This window comes from Lacinutrix sp. MEBiC02404 (assembly GCF_053601575.1).
The window spans coordinates 41,021-59,654 of the sequence record NZ_JBSHNV010000183.1; the positions used below are offsets into that span (position 1 = coordinate 41,021).

The 18,634-nt window shown below is 31.8% G+C and carries 21 protein-coding genes; 9 read left to right on the plus strand and 12 right to left on the minus strand.

Features of this window, described 5'->3' with window-relative positions; genetic code table 11:
* Positions 1-71: 71 nt before the first annotated feature.
* The 6 genes from porD to ACVCXO_RS10575 form a co-directional block, all read right to left on the minus strand.
* Positions 72-959, minus strand: coding sequence for a type IX secretion system protein PorD (porD, locus tag ACVCXO_RS10550; protein ID WP_452229557.1), 888 nt, complete (start codon positions 957-959; stop codon positions 72-74).
* On the minus strand, positions 952-2,163 hold the full coding sequence (coaBC, locus tag ACVCXO_RS10555; protein WP_452229558.1) for a bifunctional phosphopantothenoylcysteine decarboxylase/phosphopantothenate--cysteine ligase CoaBC: 1,212 nt from the start codon (positions 2,161-2,163) through the stop codon (positions 952-954). The genes porD and coaBC overlap by 8 nt, the downstream gene beginning before the upstream one ends.
* 9 nt (positions 2,164-2,172) lie before the next feature.
* Positions 2,173-2,499 (minus strand): DNA-directed RNA polymerase subunit omega, encoded by a 327-nt coding sequence (locus ACVCXO_RS10560; protein WP_452229559.1) that lies wholly within the window; start codon positions 2,497-2,499, stop codon positions 2,173-2,175.
* Positions 2,500-2,505: 6 nt separating this feature from the next.
* The gene (locus ACVCXO_RS10565; protein ID WP_452229560.1) at positions 2,506-3,318 is read right to left on the minus strand and encodes an outer membrane protein assembly factor BamD; all 813 of its coding nucleotides are present in this window, start codon (positions 3,316-3,318) and stop codon (positions 2,506-2,508) included.
* Between the two features lie 472 nt (positions 3,319-3,790).
* Positions 3,791-4,672: a 4-hydroxy-tetrahydrodipicolinate synthase gene (dapA, locus tag ACVCXO_RS10570; RefSeq protein ID WP_452229561.1), complete on the minus strand. Its 882-nt coding sequence runs from the start codon at positions 4,670-4,672 to the stop codon at positions 3,791-3,793.
* Positions 4,665-5,192, minus strand: coding sequence for a DUF6913 domain-containing protein (locus ACVCXO_RS10575; RefSeq protein WP_452229562.1), 528 nt, complete (start codon positions 5,190-5,192; stop codon positions 4,665-4,667). The genes dapA and ACVCXO_RS10575 overlap by 8 nt, the downstream gene beginning before the upstream one ends.
* Before the next feature lie 71 nt (positions 5,193-5,263).
* On the opposite strand from ACVCXO_RS10575, the gene ACVCXO_RS10580 reads away from it, so the two are divergent.
* Together ACVCXO_RS10580 and ACVCXO_RS10585 are read left to right on the plus strand one after the other, a co-directional pair.
* Complete coding sequence (locus tag ACVCXO_RS10580; protein WP_452229563.1) at positions 5,264-6,025, plus strand: 5'-nucleotidase C-terminal domain-containing protein; 762 nt, start codon at positions 5,264-5,266, stop codon at positions 6,023-6,025.
* 5 nt (positions 6,026-6,030) lie between these two features.
* The gene (locus tag ACVCXO_RS10585) at positions 6,031-6,948 is read left to right on the plus strand and encodes a bifunctional metallophosphatase/5'-nucleotidase (protein ID WP_452229564.1); all 918 of its coding nucleotides are present in this window, start codon (positions 6,031-6,033) and stop codon (positions 6,946-6,948) included.
* A gap of 13 nt (positions 6,949-6,961) precedes the next feature.
* Here the strand turns inward: ACVCXO_RS10585 and ACVCXO_RS10590 are convergent, their stop codons facing one another.
* The 5 genes from ACVCXO_RS10590 to ACVCXO_RS10610 form a co-directional block, all read right to left on the minus strand.
* Positions 6,962-7,663, minus strand: a complete 702-nt coding sequence (locus ACVCXO_RS10590) for a hypothetical protein (RefSeq protein ID WP_452229565.1) — start codon at positions 7,661-7,663, stop codon at positions 6,962-6,964.
* Between the two features lie 548 nt (positions 7,664-8,211).
* Positions 8,212-8,904: a hypothetical protein gene (locus ACVCXO_RS10595; protein ID WP_452229566.1), complete on the minus strand. Its 693-nt coding sequence runs from the start codon at positions 8,902-8,904 to the stop codon at positions 8,212-8,214.
* A gap of 115 nt (positions 8,905-9,019) precedes the next feature.
* Complete coding sequence (ligA, locus tag ACVCXO_RS10600; RefSeq protein WP_452229567.1) at positions 9,020-11,014, minus strand: NAD-dependent DNA ligase LigA; 1,995 nt, start codon at positions 11,012-11,014, stop codon at positions 9,020-9,022.
* A 97-nt stretch (positions 11,015-11,111) separates the two neighbouring features.
* Complete coding sequence (gene prmC, locus ACVCXO_RS10605) at positions 11,112-12,002, minus strand: peptide chain release factor N(5)-glutamine methyltransferase (protein ID WP_452229568.1); 891 nt, start codon at positions 12,000-12,002, stop codon at positions 11,112-11,114.
* 6 nt (positions 12,003-12,008) lie between these two features.
* Complete coding sequence (locus ACVCXO_RS10610; protein ID WP_452229569.1) at positions 12,009-12,500, minus strand: GNAT family N-acetyltransferase; 492 nt, start codon at positions 12,498-12,500, stop codon at positions 12,009-12,011.
* A 52-nt stretch (positions 12,501-12,552) separates the two neighbouring features.
* Between ACVCXO_RS10610 and ACVCXO_RS10615 the strand changes: the two genes are divergently transcribed.
* The 5 genes from ACVCXO_RS10615 (at position 12,553) to ACVCXO_RS10635 (ending at position 16,115) form a co-directional block, all read left to right on the plus strand.
* Complete coding sequence (locus ACVCXO_RS10615; RefSeq protein WP_452229570.1) at positions 12,553-13,008, plus strand: LEA type 2 family protein; 456 nt, start codon at positions 12,553-12,555, stop codon at positions 13,006-13,008.
* 7 nt (positions 13,009-13,015) lie between these two features.
* Positions 13,016-13,999 (plus strand): bifunctional diaminohydroxyphosphoribosylaminopyrimidine deaminase/5-amino-6-(5-phosphoribosylamino)uracil reductase RibD, encoded by a 984-nt coding sequence (gene ribD / locus ACVCXO_RS10620; protein WP_452229597.1) that lies wholly within the window; start codon positions 13,016-13,018, stop codon positions 13,997-13,999.
* 29 nt (positions 14,000-14,028) lie between these two features.
* Entirely contained in the window at positions 14,029-14,640 is a 612-nt protein-coding gene (locus ACVCXO_RS10625) for an HAD family hydrolase (protein ID WP_452229571.1), read from the plus strand.
* Between the two features lie 131 nt (positions 14,641-14,771).
* Complete coding sequence (locus tag ACVCXO_RS10630; RefSeq protein WP_452229572.1) at positions 14,772-15,500, plus strand: EamA/RhaT family transporter; 729 nt, start codon at positions 14,772-14,774, stop codon at positions 15,498-15,500.
* Positions 15,501-16,115: an IMPACT family protein gene (locus ACVCXO_RS10635; protein ID WP_452229573.1), complete on the plus strand. Its 615-nt coding sequence runs from the start codon at positions 15,501-15,503 to the stop codon at positions 16,113-16,115.
* Positions 16,116-16,125: 10 nt separating this feature from the next.
* On the opposite strand, the gene ACVCXO_RS10640 is transcribed toward ACVCXO_RS10635, so the two are convergent.
* Positions 16,126-16,518 (minus strand): acyl-CoA thioesterase, encoded by a 393-nt coding sequence (locus ACVCXO_RS10640; protein WP_452229574.1) that lies wholly within the window; start codon positions 16,516-16,518, stop codon positions 16,126-16,128.
* 182 nt (positions 16,519-16,700) lie between these two features.
* Between ACVCXO_RS10640 and dnaA the strand changes: the two genes are divergently transcribed.
* Together dnaA and ACVCXO_RS10650 are read left to right on the plus strand one after the other, a co-directional pair.
* The gene (dnaA, locus tag ACVCXO_RS10645; protein ID WP_452229575.1) at positions 16,701-18,128 is read left to right on the plus strand and encodes a chromosomal replication initiator protein DnaA; all 1,428 of its coding nucleotides are present in this window, start codon (positions 16,701-16,703) and stop codon (positions 18,126-18,128) included.
* A gap of 33 nt (positions 18,129-18,161) precedes the next feature.
* On the plus strand, positions 18,162-18,617 hold the full coding sequence (locus ACVCXO_RS10650; RefSeq protein ID WP_452229576.1) for a low molecular weight protein-tyrosine-phosphatase: 456 nt from the start codon (positions 18,162-18,164) through the stop codon (positions 18,615-18,617).
* Positions 18,618-18,634: the final 17 nt, after the last annotated feature.

An 18,634-nucleotide genomic window follows, 5' to 3' on the forward strand; every position in this document is an offset into this window, starting at 1 on the left:
GTTCAGTAGACAATAAAAAGTTTTTAGATAAAGGTACTTACAAAGATTGCTACGCTAGTAAGAATGGCAAATTAAAAGGTAATGTTTCGCCATTTACTAGAGTGCATTGGCGCCACTTTATTTAGGATCCCCATTAATTCACTAATATCTACGTTTGGTCCTCCAGAGAAAATTTGTTCAATTTCATCTGCTTTAGCATCAAAGAAAGTACGGGATACAAATGAGTTTGGTCTTTGTCTGTGTACTGCATCCATTTTAATAATTGCTTTTGCAATTTCAGATTTAGCTTCTTTATCATTTTCACTCATAGTATCTAATCCTTTTCTATGGTAATCATACAAAACTTCTCTGTAGTCTTTATATGTTGGTGATAAAATATTATCTATTAAAACAAATCTACTTTGTAAACCGTCTTCTAATTTCCATCCTTTAAAACTTTCTTGTTGCGAGAAACTCACAATGTTCTGCGCTTGTTTAAAGTATGCATCGCCACCTCTTAATTTAAAAGTGTCTGCATCTAAACCTAATATCATTTGGACATGAAATGCGATCACAGAAACTAAATTAGATTCGAATTGATTCTCATTATATATAAGATTTTGAAATTCTAAATATCGAAAAGAAAAGTCTTTGTCATTTATATTATAAACGGGAGTGGTATAGGTGGATCCGTAAACTGGTCTTGCAGATTGCACTTGTATCGATGCGGTAAATAAATCGCTACTCTGCCCTGTAACATTAATAACCATACTACATTCTATAAGTTCTTGTGGTCCAAATTTTTTCTTCGTCCACTCTGTCTTATTTACAAACTCATTAAGTTGCTTCTCTAACGTTTTAAATATTTGTAAGTTTTCATTACCTGTTAGCTGTGCATTTACTACTACCTTGCAGTTTAATTCTTGCGAAAATCCTGCAAAACTAATACACATTATAAGACCTAATAGTATGTTACGCATGTATTTGTTGTATAATTTGATTAAAAATATCTTTTGCTACTTCTGTTTTAGATTTCAGAGCATATTCTGTAATATTCTCATTAACATCTATAAGCGTTACTTTGTTGGTTTCTTTTTTAAAACCAGCTCCTTCATCATTTAACGAATTTAATACAATTAAGTTTAAATTCTTCTTTTTTAGTTTTCCTTTTGCATTTTCAAGCTCATTATTAGTCTCTAACGCAAAGCCTACAAGAAATTGTTTTTCTTTAATCTCTCCTAAAGATGCTAATATGTCTTTTGTTTTTTCTAACTCTAAGGTTAACGTAGTATCTTTCTTTTTTATTTTCTGAGTTGCTACTTTTTTAGGTTTGTAATCTGCAACGGCAGCAGAAAGTATTGCAATATCCACCGATTTAAAATACTCATGTGCCGCATCATACATTTCTTGCGCGCTAACTACAGGAATTACTTGTATTAAACTATGTGCTACTTTTTGGTGTGTTGGCCCGGTAACTAAGAATACTTGAGCGCCTAAATTAGCTGCTGCTTTAGCTAACTCAAATCCCATTTTTCCTGAAGAATGATTACCTATAAAACGCACAGGATCTATAGCTTCGTATGTTGGCCCTGCCGTTATTAGTACTTTTTTATCACGAAGCGGAAGTTTACTTAAAATATCCTTTTCTAAAAAGGAAACAATATCTTCTGGCTCTGCCATTCTACCTTCGCCAACCAAACCACTAGCAAGTTCTCCACTTGCAGCAGGAATAATTATATTATTAAAGGATTTCAATTTTTTGAAGGATGCTAATGTAGATGCATGCTTATACATATCTAGATCCATTGCAGGCGCAAAATAAACGGGACATTTAGCCGAGAGATATGTTGCTAAAAGTAAATTATCACAAACACCATTTGCCATTTTAGACATGCTGTTTGCTGTAGCTGGTGCTACAATAAAATAATCCGCCCAAAGACCAAGTTCTACGTGGTTATTCCAAACACCGTTATCCTCTTCTTCATTTGTAAAAGAAGAATATACTGGGTTTTTAGAAAGTGTAGATAAGGTTAAAGGCGTTATAAAGTCTTTACTAGCTGGAGTCATAACAACTTTTACGTTTGCTCCAGCTTTAATAAATAACCTTACTAATGAAGCTGTTTTATAAGCAGCAATACCAGCAGTTATTCCTAATAGTACATTTTTGCCGCTTAATATAGACATCTTCTTTTTTTACTGGTTGTCTTCTTCTGTATTTCTATGGTAAATCTTATTATCTAACCATTCTTTAACTGCTAAAGCGTGTGGTTTTGGTAATCTCTCATAGAATTTAGATACTTCAATTTGCTCTTTGTTTTCAAAGATTTCCTCTAAACTATCATTGTACGTTGCAAACTCTTCTAATTTTTCAATTAATTCCTTTTTAATTTCAGAATTTATTTGCTCTGCTCTTTTAGAGATAATTGAAATAGATTCGTAGATGTTTCCCGTAGCTTCATCTATTGCATTTCTATTGTACGTTGTTGTACTTGTAGGTGCATCAATCTTCTTTAAATCCATAGTATATTAACTTTTAGTACTGTATTTTTTTAATTCTTCTTCTAAATTTTCTAGCATATCTTTTGTATCATCGCTATGCTTTGAATTTGCATATTTACCTACAAAAGAAAGGTAATATGTTTTTGCTTTTACTAGTCTTTCTTCCTTTTTTCTTTCCACACTATTAATAGCCAATTGGTAAGCAGAATCTAATCTGTAAAACAAAGCGGTTTCACGAAGTTTAGACCCAGGAAATTCAAATATAAAATTATCGAAAGCTTTTATTGCTGCGTTATAGTCTCTAGTGTATCCTACTGTTTTGTAATACTGATATGCAATATCAAAAGATTTCTGTTCTAATTTACCATCTAACTCATGTACTAGCGTATTTGCTTCTACAATAAACTCCGAATCTGGATATGAGTTAATAAACACTTGAAACTTTTCGATAGCATCTTTAGTTGCGTGTTGCTCTTTAGTGTACGCTGGCGATAACATATAGCTACTTTTAGCGGAAAGAAATTGTGCTTCTTCTGCTTTTTCACTTTTAGGATATGTGGAAGCAAAACGATCAAATTGATAACCTGCTAAATAATAGTCGTTAGATTTGTAATACGAATCTGCGTGTAAAAACGAAAGTTTTTCGGCTTGAGGTTTCCCTCTATATTGTGGCATAATTTGCTCAAACAACCTACTAGCCTTCATGTATTTCCCTTTGTTATACATGGCTTCTCCTACTTTAAATTTCGAAGAAATATCTTCGCCATTTAAAGCTTTTTGATATGGACTGCATGAACTTAATGCTAAGCCTACTAATAAAATGTAAATTAATTTATTCATTTGTTAACGTTACTGTTTTTAACTATCTCATGCAATTCTATAATAGAATCAAGTGTTCTAATGTTTCTTGTATTAGTTACACTTATTTCTTGATTTTAAAACAGAATGCAAAATTAGTCTTTTATTATGGATTTTAAAAATATATTATTCTGCTAAAATAATTGATGAAATCAAGGAATGTAAAGGTTTAAGTAATATTTAACTTTTAAACCTGAGTTTGACCTAAGATTTAATTTTCAGAATCCTAAGAAAAAGTGAGATCAGAAGTGTGAAATTATAAGAATATCGAGATATTATAATAATTTTATACGATAAGATTGCATTTTCTTTGGGTTTCTAAAAAGATTTGGTGAATTCTCCCCAATTATTGTTATAATATATCCAATTAACTAGTTAGTCTTTCAAAATTACAACTGCAAATTGAATAAAAATTCATTCCAACTGAAAACAAACATTAGGTCAAACTCAGGTTTTAAACAAATACTTTCAGCGCTTCTTCCATTTTTTCTTTTAATTCTTCTGTAGCTTCTACAAGCGGTAATCTTACCTTTGCGCTACACATTTTTAATGCTTCAAAAACTGCTTTTATTCCTGCAGGATTATTTTCAGCAAAAATAAGAGCGGTCATTTCCATTAACTTAAAGTGCAAAGCATATGCTTCTTTAGCTTTCCCTTCTAGGCCTAAATTAATCATTTTAGTAAAATCTTTAGGAAGCGCTTGACCAAGTACAGAGATTACTCCTGCTCCACCAGCTAATATCACTCCTAATGCCAAATCATCATCTCCTGAAAGCACTAAAAAATCTTCCGGCTTATTTTTAAGTAGCTGTAAATATTGGTGTACATTATTTCCTGCTTCTTTAACGGCAATAATATTTTTAAAATCTTTTGCTAAACGCAAAGTCGTTTCTGGCGACATATCTTTAGCTGTTCTTCCAGGAACATTATATAATATTATTGGAACTGGTGACGCTTCTGCTACTGCTTTAAAATGCTGATACAAACCTTCTTGCGTAGGCTTACTATAATATGGAGATACAGATAAAATAGCATCCATATTAGACAAGTCTGTATTTTTAATCTCTTCCACAACTTGCGCGGTATTATTCCCTCCAATTCCTATAACTAATGGCAACTTACCATTATTTGCCTTAATTATTGTATTCGTTATCGCTAATTTTTCTGCTGCTGTAATCGTTACACTTTCTCCTGTCGTGCCACTTATAACAAGATAATCGGTTCCGTTTTCTATGTTATATGCCACGATATCTTCTAAAGATTTGTGATCTACACTTAAATCCTCATTAAAAGGTGTTATTAAAGCAACTCCCGTACCTACAAATTTATTATTCATTACTTATTTTATTAAATGTATTAAGGTATTTTATTAATTCATTTTTAAATACATCAAACTGTTTTAAATTGGTTTTAATAATAAAATCATTCAATCTATTATCCGACTGTAAAACACCAATTTTAAATTTAGCTTTAGATGTCGCTGTTAAAACTTTAAGCGCTAACACATCTTGTTCATAATAACTAATTAAAGCATCAAACGGCGTATCTAAAAAAACTTGAAGCTCCTTATTTGTTATTTTTCCCTTCCAATTTAAATCTTTCGGATTAAAACAAAAATCCCAAGTACTTATATCTTCTTTTTTATTAGAAGTAAACGCTATAATTTTAAGTTTATTTGGCCTTACATGAATTGTTTCTGCTAGCTTTCTAAAAGACTCAAAATCATCAATTTCATCTATATTTATAATGACTCCTAGACTAGCGATCTTGTCCTTATTCAGAAATACCTGTCTAGAATTTAATAATTTACTAAGATGTTTTTTAGTAGAATTTTGTTTAAAACCCTTTAAAATCATTTATATTTATACTTTCTTACAAAGGTAACAAAAGTAGTTAGTTTTGTTTATTAAAACCTATTCCTTTACACATGAATTATAAACATCTTTTTTTAATTGTTTTTGCACTCTTTATATATAGTTGCAAACAAGAAAAACTATTCCTTACTAAAATTGAAGGAAAACAAATAAACATTAAGGATAGCCTCGAAATTAATCAAGAGGTTGAAGACTTTGTTAAACCATATAGAGATCATGTTAATAAGAATTTAGATAGCGTCATTTCTTATGCTGTAGATACCTACACGAAGACAGATGGAGACTTCAACACCGCAATTGGTAACCTATTCGCAGATGCTGTTATTGAAGAATCCAGCACGATATTTAAAAAACGAACCGGACATAACGTAGACGTGGTTCTACTTAATCATGGAGGAATTCGTGCCATTATATCTAAAGGAAACATAACTACCAGAACGGCTTATGAGATTATGCCTTTTGAAAACAGCCTTGTAGTTTTAGAAATGAAGGGAAAAACGATTCAAGACAGTTTAATAAATTATTTAAGTAAAGCGAAACGCGCACATCCTATTTCTGGTTTAAAAATTAAATTAGATAAAGATTTTAATGCGGTTTATGCTTCTATAAATAATCAACCTATTGAAGCCGAAAAAACCTATTATGTTGCTACTAATGATTATTTATATCATGGTGGTGATAGAATGACCTTTTTTCAAACCAATGACAGCTTACATGTTTTAAACTACAAGGTAAGAAATGCTTTATTAGATTACTTCCTTAAAAAAGATACCATTAACCCTGTTATTGATGACAGATTTATTCAATTAAAATAAACCAGATGAAAAGAAGAGATTTTATACAACAAACATCTGCAACAGCGGCATTAATCACATTAGGAGGTTTAGGCTTACAATCGTTTACCTCTGGAAGCAAAGCAACAAAAATAACGATACTTCATACCAATGATGTGCATAGCCATATTGATGCTTTTGGACCAGAAGATGGAAGAAATCCAAACCAAGGAGGTGTTGCCAGAAGAGCTAGTTTAATACAGAATATTAGAAACGAAAACCCAAACACCTTATTATTAGATGCTGGAGATATTTTTCAAGGAACACCTTATTTTAACTATTATGGTGGCGAGCTAGAATTTAAACTCATGAGCATGTTAAAATATGATGCTGCAACTATAGGAAACCATGATTTTGATAATGGCATAAATGGCTTATTAGCACAATTACCTCATGCTAAGTTCGATTTTCTATCTGCTAATTACGACTTCTCTAATACCGTACTGGACTCCTTTGTAAAACCGTATAAAATATTTAAAAAGGACGGCATTAAAATTGGTGTTTTCGGCTTAGGTATTGAGCTAAACGGCTTGGTAGACAAAAACATGTATAAAGAAACGAAATATCTGGATCCTACGGAAATCGCGCAAGACATGAGCCGAATTTTAAAAGAAAACGAAAAATGTGATTTAGTTATATGTCTATCGCATTTAGGATATCATTATAAAAATTTCACAGAGAAAATTAGTGATTTAAACCTTGCTAAAGCAACAAAAGATATCGATTTAATTATTGGGGGACATACTCATACTTTTTTACCAAAACCAACCATTGCCAAAAACAGCATAGGTGAAAATGTTTTAGTGAATCAAGTGGGTTGCTACGGAATTAATCTAGGAAAAATAGACTTCTATTTTGATGCCGACAAAAACAAAGCCGCAAAAGGAACTTCTATTTTAGTGTAAATCTGTTCTCTTTTTATGAAGAAAGAATAACGGTATTAACTTCCACCCTTTTTTCTTCTTTATTCCTTTCTAATATATAACTAAATAGAAAGAATAAACCAACTAAATGTAAAACTCGATCTATCATTACAAAGCTCGAATTATATAAATAGTAGGTGCTTATGTAATGTAACACATCGGAAAACAAAAAACATAAAACCATAATTAAAAACAGAATAGATTCTTTAGTTTCTGAGTTTAAATAATCTACAAAAGAAACAAAAGCAAGCGCTATTAAAGCAGTACTTTTAATACCAAATAAAGTCACCTCGACACTATCTGGAATATAATACTTAATGACGTCAAAAAGAATGTATAACAGATACGCGTTAATTAAAAACACAAAAATTAGATACGAACTAATCACTTTATCTAATTGCAACTTTTTAATTCTAGAGGCTACCGCTACAATTAAACTAGCATAACTTAAGCAATACGCTAAACTAGAAATATTAACAAGCATTAAATTATAGGTAAAAACAGAAGTAAAGTCTCCAATAAAAGAAAATAATAAAAAAGCAAAAACACCCATTGTAATTTGCTTATTCTTTAATAGAAAATAGATTAAAAATACAGGAACAAAAAGAGGTTTTGTTAATTGCTGAAACAAATCATTTTCACTAATAGTAGCAATTACATTAATTAATATAAGGGCAAACAATATGCCTAAAAACATTTTGTTTGGAAATTTATTTATCCAATTTTTTAGAATCATAATCATAAGTAGGTTATCGCAAATATAAAATAAATTTACTTACAACGGATAAATTACACATTTAATCGATGAAATACATAGGTTTTATTTGATTTACAGTAAAATTCTTCAACTATATAATAAGCTAAAGCCACTTTCTACTAAACATTTCATTTTAAAATATTTAAACTTGAAAAAACACTTGCCTTTAAAATTAAACATAATTATCTCTATACCTTTAAAGACCATCTTTACAATTTAAATGTACAACACATCTGGATAGTGCATTTATTTTTGAAAAAATCAGATTAGAAGTTTACTAAGGATTTTAGAACTTATCGCTGGTATTTCAATAAGGCTTGCATTAGAGCAACGCTATCCATAACCTCAACGGGAGGCCATTATAATATAGCTAAAAACTAGGGATTACAACTAATCCAGACAGTGGTGCACTATCTATTACTGTAGTAGTCTCTTTTATAGTATCCGGAATATTCTGAACTGGGATAGACAAGATGCGCTGAAATTAATTACGCAAAAATATTAGCTCCTTTTTTTTTTGAGTTTATTTCTAAATCTGTTTGAAGGTAAAACATTACAAAAGCAAATATATTTAACGCGATAGCAATATAATTTAAAATTTCAAGGTCCGACAGATAGTAATAGCCAATCAATAAAAAATCTGAAAAACTTATTGCTAAACAACCTATAAACAGAAACAAGGATTTCCGGGTATCATTTTCAAGAAAATTCAAAAAAGAGATAGCCAACAAAACTAACAATATAAAATTATAGCTATGCTCTACAAAACGCACCAAATTTAGAACCTTAGAATCAAACAAAATAGGGTCTATTATTCCATACAAAACGGTGAACAGATAGATTACAAGAACAAATAATACAATAGTTTGAATTAAAAATTTCTTAATAAGGACTCTAAAATCCAAAGCCTTAAAAATTTCGAACAACAAAAAAAAGAAGGAAACAACATAAAGTATATTACATACAAAATATAGCGTTTCTGATAAATTATCATCATCCATTATATGCAAAATATCTGCAGAAGAATAACTAACTAAAAAGAGAAAAAAAAACAAAGACTTCTTTTTTCTGGATATAAAATAAATCACAGTAATTACCGGGACAACTAGTAATTCTAAAATAGAAAAGATAGAAATATCTAGTAGACCTAAAAGTGTAAAACCAAGATAATCAGCTAACATAAAATAATTTAAGCACCCTAAAAAGTGAAGTTATCAACTTTCAAATATAAATAAAAAATGTAATTTATCGGTAATAAATAACTTTTATCGGTTTACCTCTGAAAAAACACCGGAATTAGCGAACCATTTGTAAGAATTCCTGCTCAGATATTAAGGACACTCCCAATTTCTCTGCTTTTTCTTTTTTACTTGGCCCCATTTTGTCTCCAGCTACAATATAACTGGTCTTAGCAGAAATAGAAGACGAAACTTTACCGCCATTATCTTCTATTAGCTTTTTAAGTTCGGTTCTTGAAACAACTTCGAAAACCCCTGAAACTACAAATATTTTGCCTTCTAGCTTATTGGTTTGATTTGCTAATTTTTCGGCCGAAACTTCCAATTGCACTCCAAAACTTCTTAGTTTTTCAATCGTATTTCTATTTTCTTCCGAAGTAAAAAACAGGACAACACTTTCCGCAATTTTAATTCCTATTTCATCTACATTTACTAATTCTTCTTGTGTCGCTTTTTCTATTGCATCTATACTTTTATAATGCTTGGCTAATTTTTTAGCAACCGTTTCTCCCACATATCGAATTCCTAAAGCAAAAAGAACCCTTTCAAAAGGGATTTGCTTAGAAGCTTCCACGCCATTGATTAAATTCTCAGCACTTTTTTCTGCCATTCTTTCTAATGGCATCAACTGTTCTTTAGTTAGCGTATATAAATCGGAATAATTTGTAATCAAGCCTGCTTGCACTAAAAGCGCAACGGTTTCTCCTCCTAAACCTTCAATATCCATTGCTTTTCTAGAAATATAATGCTGTATTCTTCCAACAATCTGTGGCGTACAGCCATTATAATTCGGGCAAAAATGTTTGGCTTCCCCTTCATCTCTTTCTAAAAGCGTGTTACATTCCGGACAATGGGTTATATATATGGTTGGTTGTGAATCTTCTGGTCGTTTGGTAAAATCTACCGCAATTATTTTAGGTATAATCTCTCCTCCTTTTTCTACAAACACCTCATCACCAACTCGAATATCTAACTTTTCAATTTGATCGCTATTATGTAAAGAAGCTCTTTTTACAGTCGTTCCTGCTAATTCTACAGGCTCCAAATTGGCAACTGGCGTTATCGCTCCCGTTCTTCCAACCTGATACGAAATACTATTTAAACGCGTAGAAACCTGCTCTGCTTTAAACTTATAAGCCATCGCCCAACGTGGTGCTTTGGCAGTATATCCTAATTCTTCTTGTTGCTGTAAATCGTTCACCTTTACTACTACGCCATCTGTTTCGTATGGCAAATTATGTCTTTCTGTATCCCAATAATTTACAAATTCTAAAACGGCTTCAATAGAATTTGCTAGTTTGGCGGCTTCTGGAACTTTAAAACCCATCTGTCTTGCTTTCTCTAGACTTTCCATTTGTGTAGCAATCCCTAAATTATCTCCTGTAATATTATACAACAAACATTCTAATGGTCGTTTTGCAACCTCCGCACTATCTTGAAGTTTTAAACTTCCCGAAGCTGTATTTCTTGGGTTTCTATATGGTTCTTCCCCAATATCAATGCGCTCTTCGTTCATCTTATTAAACCCTTCAAAAGGCAAAACAATTTCTCCACGAATATCAAATTTTGCTGGATAGCTTCCTTTTAATTGCAATGGTACCGATTTAATCGTTTTAATATTTGCTGTTACTTCATCTCCTTGCATACCATCTCCACGAGTTACTGCGCGAAGTAAACTTCCGTTTTCATACGTCAAACTAATCGATGCACCATCATATTTTAATTCGCAGGTGTATTGAATTTCGCCATCCACCATCTTTTTAATCCTAGTTTCCCAATCTTGTAAATCTTCTAGAGAATACGAATTATCTAAACTATACATTCTATGCGCATGTACAACCGTATTGAAGTTTTTAGTAACCGTTCCTCCCACTCTTAAAGTTGGCGAATTGGCATCAAAAAATTCTGGATGTTTTTCTTCTAAGGCCTGTAGTTCTTTTAATTTTATATCAAAATCGTAATCACTAATAGTCGCATTATCTAAAACGTAATAATTATAGTTGTGCTCACGAAGCTCGCTACGTAAGTTTTGTATGTATTCTTTTGTATTCATTTAATTCTTTTATCTCTTTCCCTAAAAAACCTTTCTGTCAACAGATGGATATAAGGATCTATTTTCTTAATCAAAATCTGAAATCAACAATCTCTTATCAGCAATCGTTAATCTTTATTCCTTTTAGCATTCTATCTTTTCCAAAAATATCTTGCTTTAATTCTATAGCTTCAAAACCATTCTCTTCTAATAAAGCAATCATTGCTGCACCAAGATACTCGTTTATTTCAAAATACAATTCGCCTTTTGGTTTCAAGTGATCTACCGCAAATGTTGTTATTGCTTCATAAAATTGTAACGGATTATTATCGGCTACAAACAACGCCAAATGCGGTTCGTTATTTAAAACGTTAGGTTTCATTTCTTGTTTCTCCAGGTTTCTAACATATGGCGGATTGGATACAATGATGTCAAATCCCAAACTAGAAAACGCCAAATCCCAAGACTTTTCATTTAAAATATCTGCTTCTATAAATACCACTTCTACATTATTTAATGCTGCGTTTTCTTTTGCTTGTTCTATCGCTTTCGCGGAAACATCTAAAGCATAAACCTTCGCTTTAGGTAAATTTTTAGCTAACGAAATAGCAATACAACCACTTCCTGTTCCAATATCAAGAATAGAAATAGGTTTCTGGAATGCGCTCGAATTGACATCGTTTAAAATAAGGTCTACGAGCTCTTCCGTTTCTGGTCTTGGTATTAACGTATGTTTGTTCACTTTAAAAGGCAAACCGTAAAATTCTGTTTCGCCTAAAATATATTGAATCGGCTCTTCTTCTTTCAACCTTTTTAACGCATTAATAATAGCTTCTTCTTCCGCTTTAGTAATCGTTTTTCCTGGTTCAAGTGCTAGTTTCATTCTAGAAAAATCACAGCATGCTTCGATTAGCAAATAGAAAAAACTATTTACTTCGTCTACACCATAAATAGCATCTAACTGTTCGTGAAATATATTTTGTATTTCTTTTAACCTCATTAATTCCATTATCAATTACAGATTTTTCAGCATCCAAATACCACAAGCGTTATGTCCTGTGTTTCCTAAAGGAGCTTCCAAATGCTTAAACCCGAAAGTTTCATAAATATGAATTGCCGCTTTTAGATTCGGAATCGTTTCTAAATAGCATTGTTTATATCCCATTGCTTTAGCAGCTTCCATACATTTCTCAAAAAGAGGCTTTCCTATTCCCTTTCCTCTTACTTCCGGAGCAAAATACATTTTCTGAATCTCGCATATTTCGGTTTCAAAATCTTTTAAAGGCTGTATTCCTGCTCCCCCAAAAACCTTTCCATCTAATTCCACAACATAATAAACATCGTTATTATTTTGATAAGATTCAAACATTCTTGGCGTTTCTGCATCTTCATAAGCAGTACCTACCAAAGGGATTTCATATTCATGAAAACAACCTCGTATAGCCGCTTCTATTTGCGCATTATCCTTTTGTTCAATTTCTCTTATAATGATATTGCTATTCCTCACTTTTAAATATTATTTTTGCTGGTGAAGATACATTAAATCTAAAAAAATTGAAATGAAGAAGTTTATAATCTTATTAACAGTAATCCTTACTATTATAAGTTGTTCTGTTAAAGAAAAACCAGAATTTTTAAGAGTCGACAATATAAAGGTAGACGATTCTAATTCTAAATTCATTACACTTACTGCAGATGCGTATTTTTTGAATAAAAACGATATTAGTGGTGAATTAAAAACAGACGAAATTAAAGTGTTTGTTAACAACAACCAAATGGCAACGGTTACCACAGAAAGCTTTAAAGTGCCAGCAAAAAAAGAATTTTCTATTCCGCTAAAAGCAAATGTTCCTACAGACAGTCTTTTTAGTGATAAAAGCTTAAGTGGTTTATTAGGAAGTTTTCTCTCACAAAGAATGAAAGTACAGTATAAGGGACAAATTAAATATAAAGTATTTGGTTTTTCACATACGTATGATGTGGATCAAACCGAAAACGTAAAAATCAAATTCTAAACTTTTTATTATTACACACGAAGACTACATAAAACGCTGCATACAAATTGCAAAACTCGGACTAGGAACCACAAGACCAAATCCTATGGTTGGCGCTGTAATTGTACACAATAGTCGTATTATTAGCGAAGGCTACACTAGTGCTTATGGTGGCAATCATGCCGAGGTAAACGCAATAAATGCTGTTGTAGATAAAACCCTTTTACAAGAATCCACCTTATATGTTACACTAGAACCGTGTAGCCATTTTGGAAAAACACCGCCTTGTAGCGATCTTATTATTACTCATAAAATACCGAATGTGGTCATTGGCTGTGTAGATGATAATCCGGAAGTTGCAGGTAAAGGAATTAAAAAACTACGAGATTCTGGCTGTAATGTAACTGTAGGTATTCTAGAGGAAGACTGTAAAAAGCACCACAAACGTTTTTTTACATTCCATAACAAAAAGCGTCCGTATATTATTTTAAAATGGGCAGAAACTACGGATGGTTTTATCGCTCCCAAATACAAAGATGAAAACAAACCTGTTTGGATAACCAATGAGATATCTCGCCAATTAGTACATAAATGGCGCGCAGAAGAACAAGCAATTCTTGTTGGTACCAATACCGTTATTAAAGACAACCCGAGTTTAACGGTTAGAGATTACACCGGTAACAATCCGATTCGCATAGTTTTAGACAGAAACAACTTACTATCTAAGGAGTACGCAATTTTTAATGACCAAGCCGAAACCATCACTTTTAAAGACCATAATGCAAAAGCTATTTGCACTCATTTACATAAGGAAAACATAAATTCTATAATTATTGAAGGTGGTTCTAAAACCTTGCAACTATTTATAGATGAAAATCTTTGGGATGAAGCTCGAGTATTTACAGGAAACATACTATTTAAAGAAGGCGTTAAAGCACCAAAATTTTATGGACATCTTGCTTCTACAGAAAAGTTAATAGAAGATACTCTTAAAATATTTACTAATAATTAAAAAGATTCCTGTCTACGCAGGAAATAAATATGATTAAAAATTTAATATTCGATTTTGGAGACGTATTCATCAACCTAGATAAAGCCGGAGCCATGCAAAATGCTTTAGACGTATTTAAGGTAGATACGCTTCCGGAAGACGTAATTGCCATCAATACCTTATATGAACAAGGATTATTGGACACGGAAGAATTTTTAGAGTTTTACCTAGAAAACTTTCCGAAGTTAACTGCGGATGAAATTATAGATGCATGGAATTTTATTCTGAAAGACTTTCCGCGAAAGCGATTAGAATTCATCCAACAATTAGCTGCAGATAAAAAGTATAAACTTATTTTATTAAGCAATACCAACGAACTTCATATCGATTGGATAAAAGAAAATGTTTCGTTTTATGAAGATTTTAAAAGCTGTTTTGATCCTTTTTATCTTTCGCACGAAATTCAATTACGAAAACCAAATGCGAATATTTATGAATTCGTTTTAAACAAAAACAATATAAAAGCAGAAGAATCACTATTTATTGACGACACCTTAGAAAACACCGAAGCTGCAAGCAAACTAGGAATACACGTTTGGAATATTGATGAAACTAAGGAAGACATCATCGATTTATTTACCATTATGAAAGACTTATTTTGATATACCTTTTACTCAGCATCTTAGCATCTACGCTAATATTCATTATTTTTAAACTGCTTGGGAAATACAAAATCAATACGCTTCAAGCTATTGTTGCCAACTATTTTACAGCTTGTTTAACAGGTGTTCTCATGTACGAAGAACCCGTAAATATTACTAAAATCCTAAATGAAGATTGGTTTTTTGGCGCTATTGGTTTAGGCTTTCTGTTCATCTCCATTTTTAATGTTATGGCATTAACTGCACAACGAAACGGACTAACGGTTACTTCTGTGGCTAGTAAAATGAGCGTTGTAATTCCTATTATTTTTGGTTTGTATGCTTATAACGAAAGTTTAGGTTGGCAAAAAGGAGTTGGTATAATTCTAGCTTTGGTTGCAGTGTATTTAACTTCGGCAAAATCGAAAACCGAAGCGTTTAATATTAAAAATTTATGGCTTCCTATTTTATTGTTTTTTGGATCTGGCGCCATAGATACCTCGATAAAGTATATTGAAACAAGCTATGTTTCACAAAATGGCATTCCAATATTTTCTGCAACCATTTTTTGTATTGCTGGTTTAATAGGAATAGTACTACTTAGCATTCAAGCTATAAAAGGAAAATTTACATTTGACTACAAAAGTATTTTTGGCGGTATCCTTTTAGGTATCACGAACTACTATTCTATTTACATGCTTTTAAAAGCGTTACAATTTGAAGGCTTTGAAAGCTCTACTCTTTTTACCATAAATAATGTAGCTATCGTTATGCTGTCGACTTTAATCGGCCTTATTATTTTTAAAGAAAAATTACAAAAAAAGAATTGGATAGGAATTGCGCTTGCCATAATTTCTATTGTATTAGTTACTTTAGCGTAAATGGAAGAAAAAGACACCTATAAAACCATTACAACACCTTCTGAAGCAGTTTTGTTTAAAGATAAAAACTCCAAATTCTATGGTTATGCCTTTCCTATTCAGAATGAAGATGAAGTAAAACAGCACTTGGAAGATTTAAAAAAACAACACCACACAGCAGGTCACTTTTGTTATGCGTACCAATTTGGAACCGACGAAAAACAGTTTTCCTACCGAGCAAATGATGATGGAGAACCTAATAATAGCGCTGGAATGCCTATTTACGGACAAATACAATCGTATGCTGTTACCAATATCCTAATCGTTGTATTGCGCTATTATGGAGGCGTAAAACTTGGTGTTGGCGGATTAATAAATGCGTATCGAACTGGAGCACAAATGGCTTTAGAAGCTTCCAAAATTATTACAAAAACGATAAATATCGAATACTGCATCTCTTTTGAATACAAAAACATGAATAAAGTGATGCGTATAATCAAAGAGAAAAACCTAAATATTACCAACCAAATTTTAGAATTGGACTGTAAAGTTTTTATTTCTGTAAGAAAAAACAACTCTGAATCTGTATTTGAAACATTCGACAATCAATTCGAAATAAAAATCGAAGTCGTATAACGAGAAGTTTCTACAGTTTATCTAAAATATAATCTGGACATTTCATCGGTCTTTTCGTTTTCATGTTAATAAATGCCAAAACGGTATTCGCCTGTACTAAAATCTCACCAGCTTCGTTTGTAATTTCATATTCAAATTCTATTTTTACGGAAGGTATTTTTTTAAGTTGTGTTTTAACTTTAACAACGTCGTCGTAATAGGCTGATTTCTTATAATTTAAAGACATAGAAATCACAGGAAGCATAACACCTTCCCTTTCCATTTGACTGTAAGAAATACCAAACGTTCTTAACCACTCTGTCCTTCCCATTTCTAGGTATAATGCGTAATTGCCATGATGAACAACACCCATTTGATCGGTTTCACCATATCTAATTCTTATAAAAATTTCATTCTCATTCATACTAATATCTCGTTATTTTTTTGTAGTTTCGGTAACGGTTTAAACATGCAATAAAATTTCCTAATATTCAACTATAAAATATTTTTTTATTAATAAATTTGTTCACATATTTGCCGAGCTATAATCAACGAGAGGAAATCAATTCCTCTTTTTTTAACTAACAATAAATTTCACTATAAATAATGAGTATTACTGCGCAATCGGTCTGGAATAATTGTCTTGAATTTATAAAAGATAATATTCAGCCGCAAGCTTATAAAACTTGGTTCGAGCCAATTGTTGCAGTTAAACTTGCAGAAAATGCTTTGAGTATTCAAGTACCTAGTAAATTCTTTTACGAATGGCTAGAAGAGCATTATGTGAAAATCCTAAAAGTTGCACTTACCAAAGAGTTAGGCGAAACAGCCAAACTAGTTTACATTATTAAAATGGAAAACACTTATGGTAATAAACAACCTTTTACCGAAAGAATTCCTAGTTCGAATAGATCTTCTGTAAAAGCGCAAGATGTCGATATTCCTTTAAACAATAAAAATCGCGAATTACGCAACCCTTTTATTATTCCCGGAATTAGAAATGTGAAAATTGAGTCGCAACTAAATCCGAACTATAATTTCGAGAACTTTTTAGAAGGAGATTCTAACCGTTTAGCTAGAAGTGCAGGATTAGCTGTAGCTAGCAAACCAGGAGGAACATCTTTTAACCCTTTATTAATATTTGGAGGCGTTGGTCTTGGAAAAACACATTTAGCACATGCTATTGGTGTAGATATTAAAGATAAATACCCTGAAAAAACAGTTTTATATATTTCTGCTGAAAAATTCACGCAGCAATACATAGACTCGGTTAAGAAAAATAACAGAAATGATTTTATTCATTTTTATCAAATAATAGACATCTTAATTATTGATGATGTACAATTTCTATCTGGTAAATCTGGAACACAAGATGTATTCTTTCATATTTTTAACCATTTACACCAAAACGGAAAGCAAGTTATTTTAACTAGTGACAAAGCTCCTGTTGACATGCAAGATATTGAGCAACGCTTATTATCTAGATTTAAATGGGGACTTTCTGCAGAATTGCAAACGCCAGATTTTGAAACCAGAGTATCTATATTAAAAAACAAATTATATCGTGATGGTGTAGAAATGCCGGATGATATTATTGAGTATGTTGCAAAACATATTAAATCTAATATTAGAGAGCTTGAAGGCGCAATTATCTCTTTAATTGCACAATCTTCTTTTAATAAAAAAGAGGTTACTATTGACTTAGCAAAACAAGTCGTTGAAAAGTTTGTAAAAAACACAAAACGTGAGGTTTCTATAGATTATATCCAGAAAATAGTTTCCGATTATTTTCAAATGGATGTAGATACGCTACAATCTAAAACTAGAAAACGTCATATTGTACAAGCGAGACAATTAGCCATGTTCTTTGCCAAAAAACTGACTAAAGCTTCACTAGCAAGTATTGGTTCGCAAATTGGTAAACGAGATCATGCCACTGTACTTCACGCTTGTAAAACGGTTAACAACTTATCTTCTACAGATAAACAATTTAGAAAATACGTAGAAGATTTAACTAAAAAGCTTTCGGTTTAAATTTCAAATACCGCATTTTTCAAATAAAATATTATGACTAAAATACTAATGGTTTGCCTTGGTAATATTTGTCGTTCTCCTTTGGCAGAAGGTATTTTACGTGCTAAACTTAACGATGATTTTACTATAGATTCTGCTGGAACAGGAAATTATCATATTGGTGACCTACCAGACAAACGCTCTATTCAAGTTGCAGAAAAATATGGTATTGATATCACCAATCAACGCGGTAGACAATTTGATGTTTCCGATTTTGATGTTTTTGATTTAATTTACGTCATGGACAATTCCAACTTTAAAAACGTGGTAAAACTTGCTAGAAATGAAAATGATATCGCTAAGGTAAAACTCATTTTAAACGAAGTATATCCCAATCAAAACTACGATGTTCCTGATCCTTACCACGACAGCGCTCAAGGTTTTGAAAATGTTTTTAAAATGCTAGACGAAGCTACAGATGTTATAAAGGAAAAAGTTTTAAAGAATTAAAACATTGAAAACCAAGT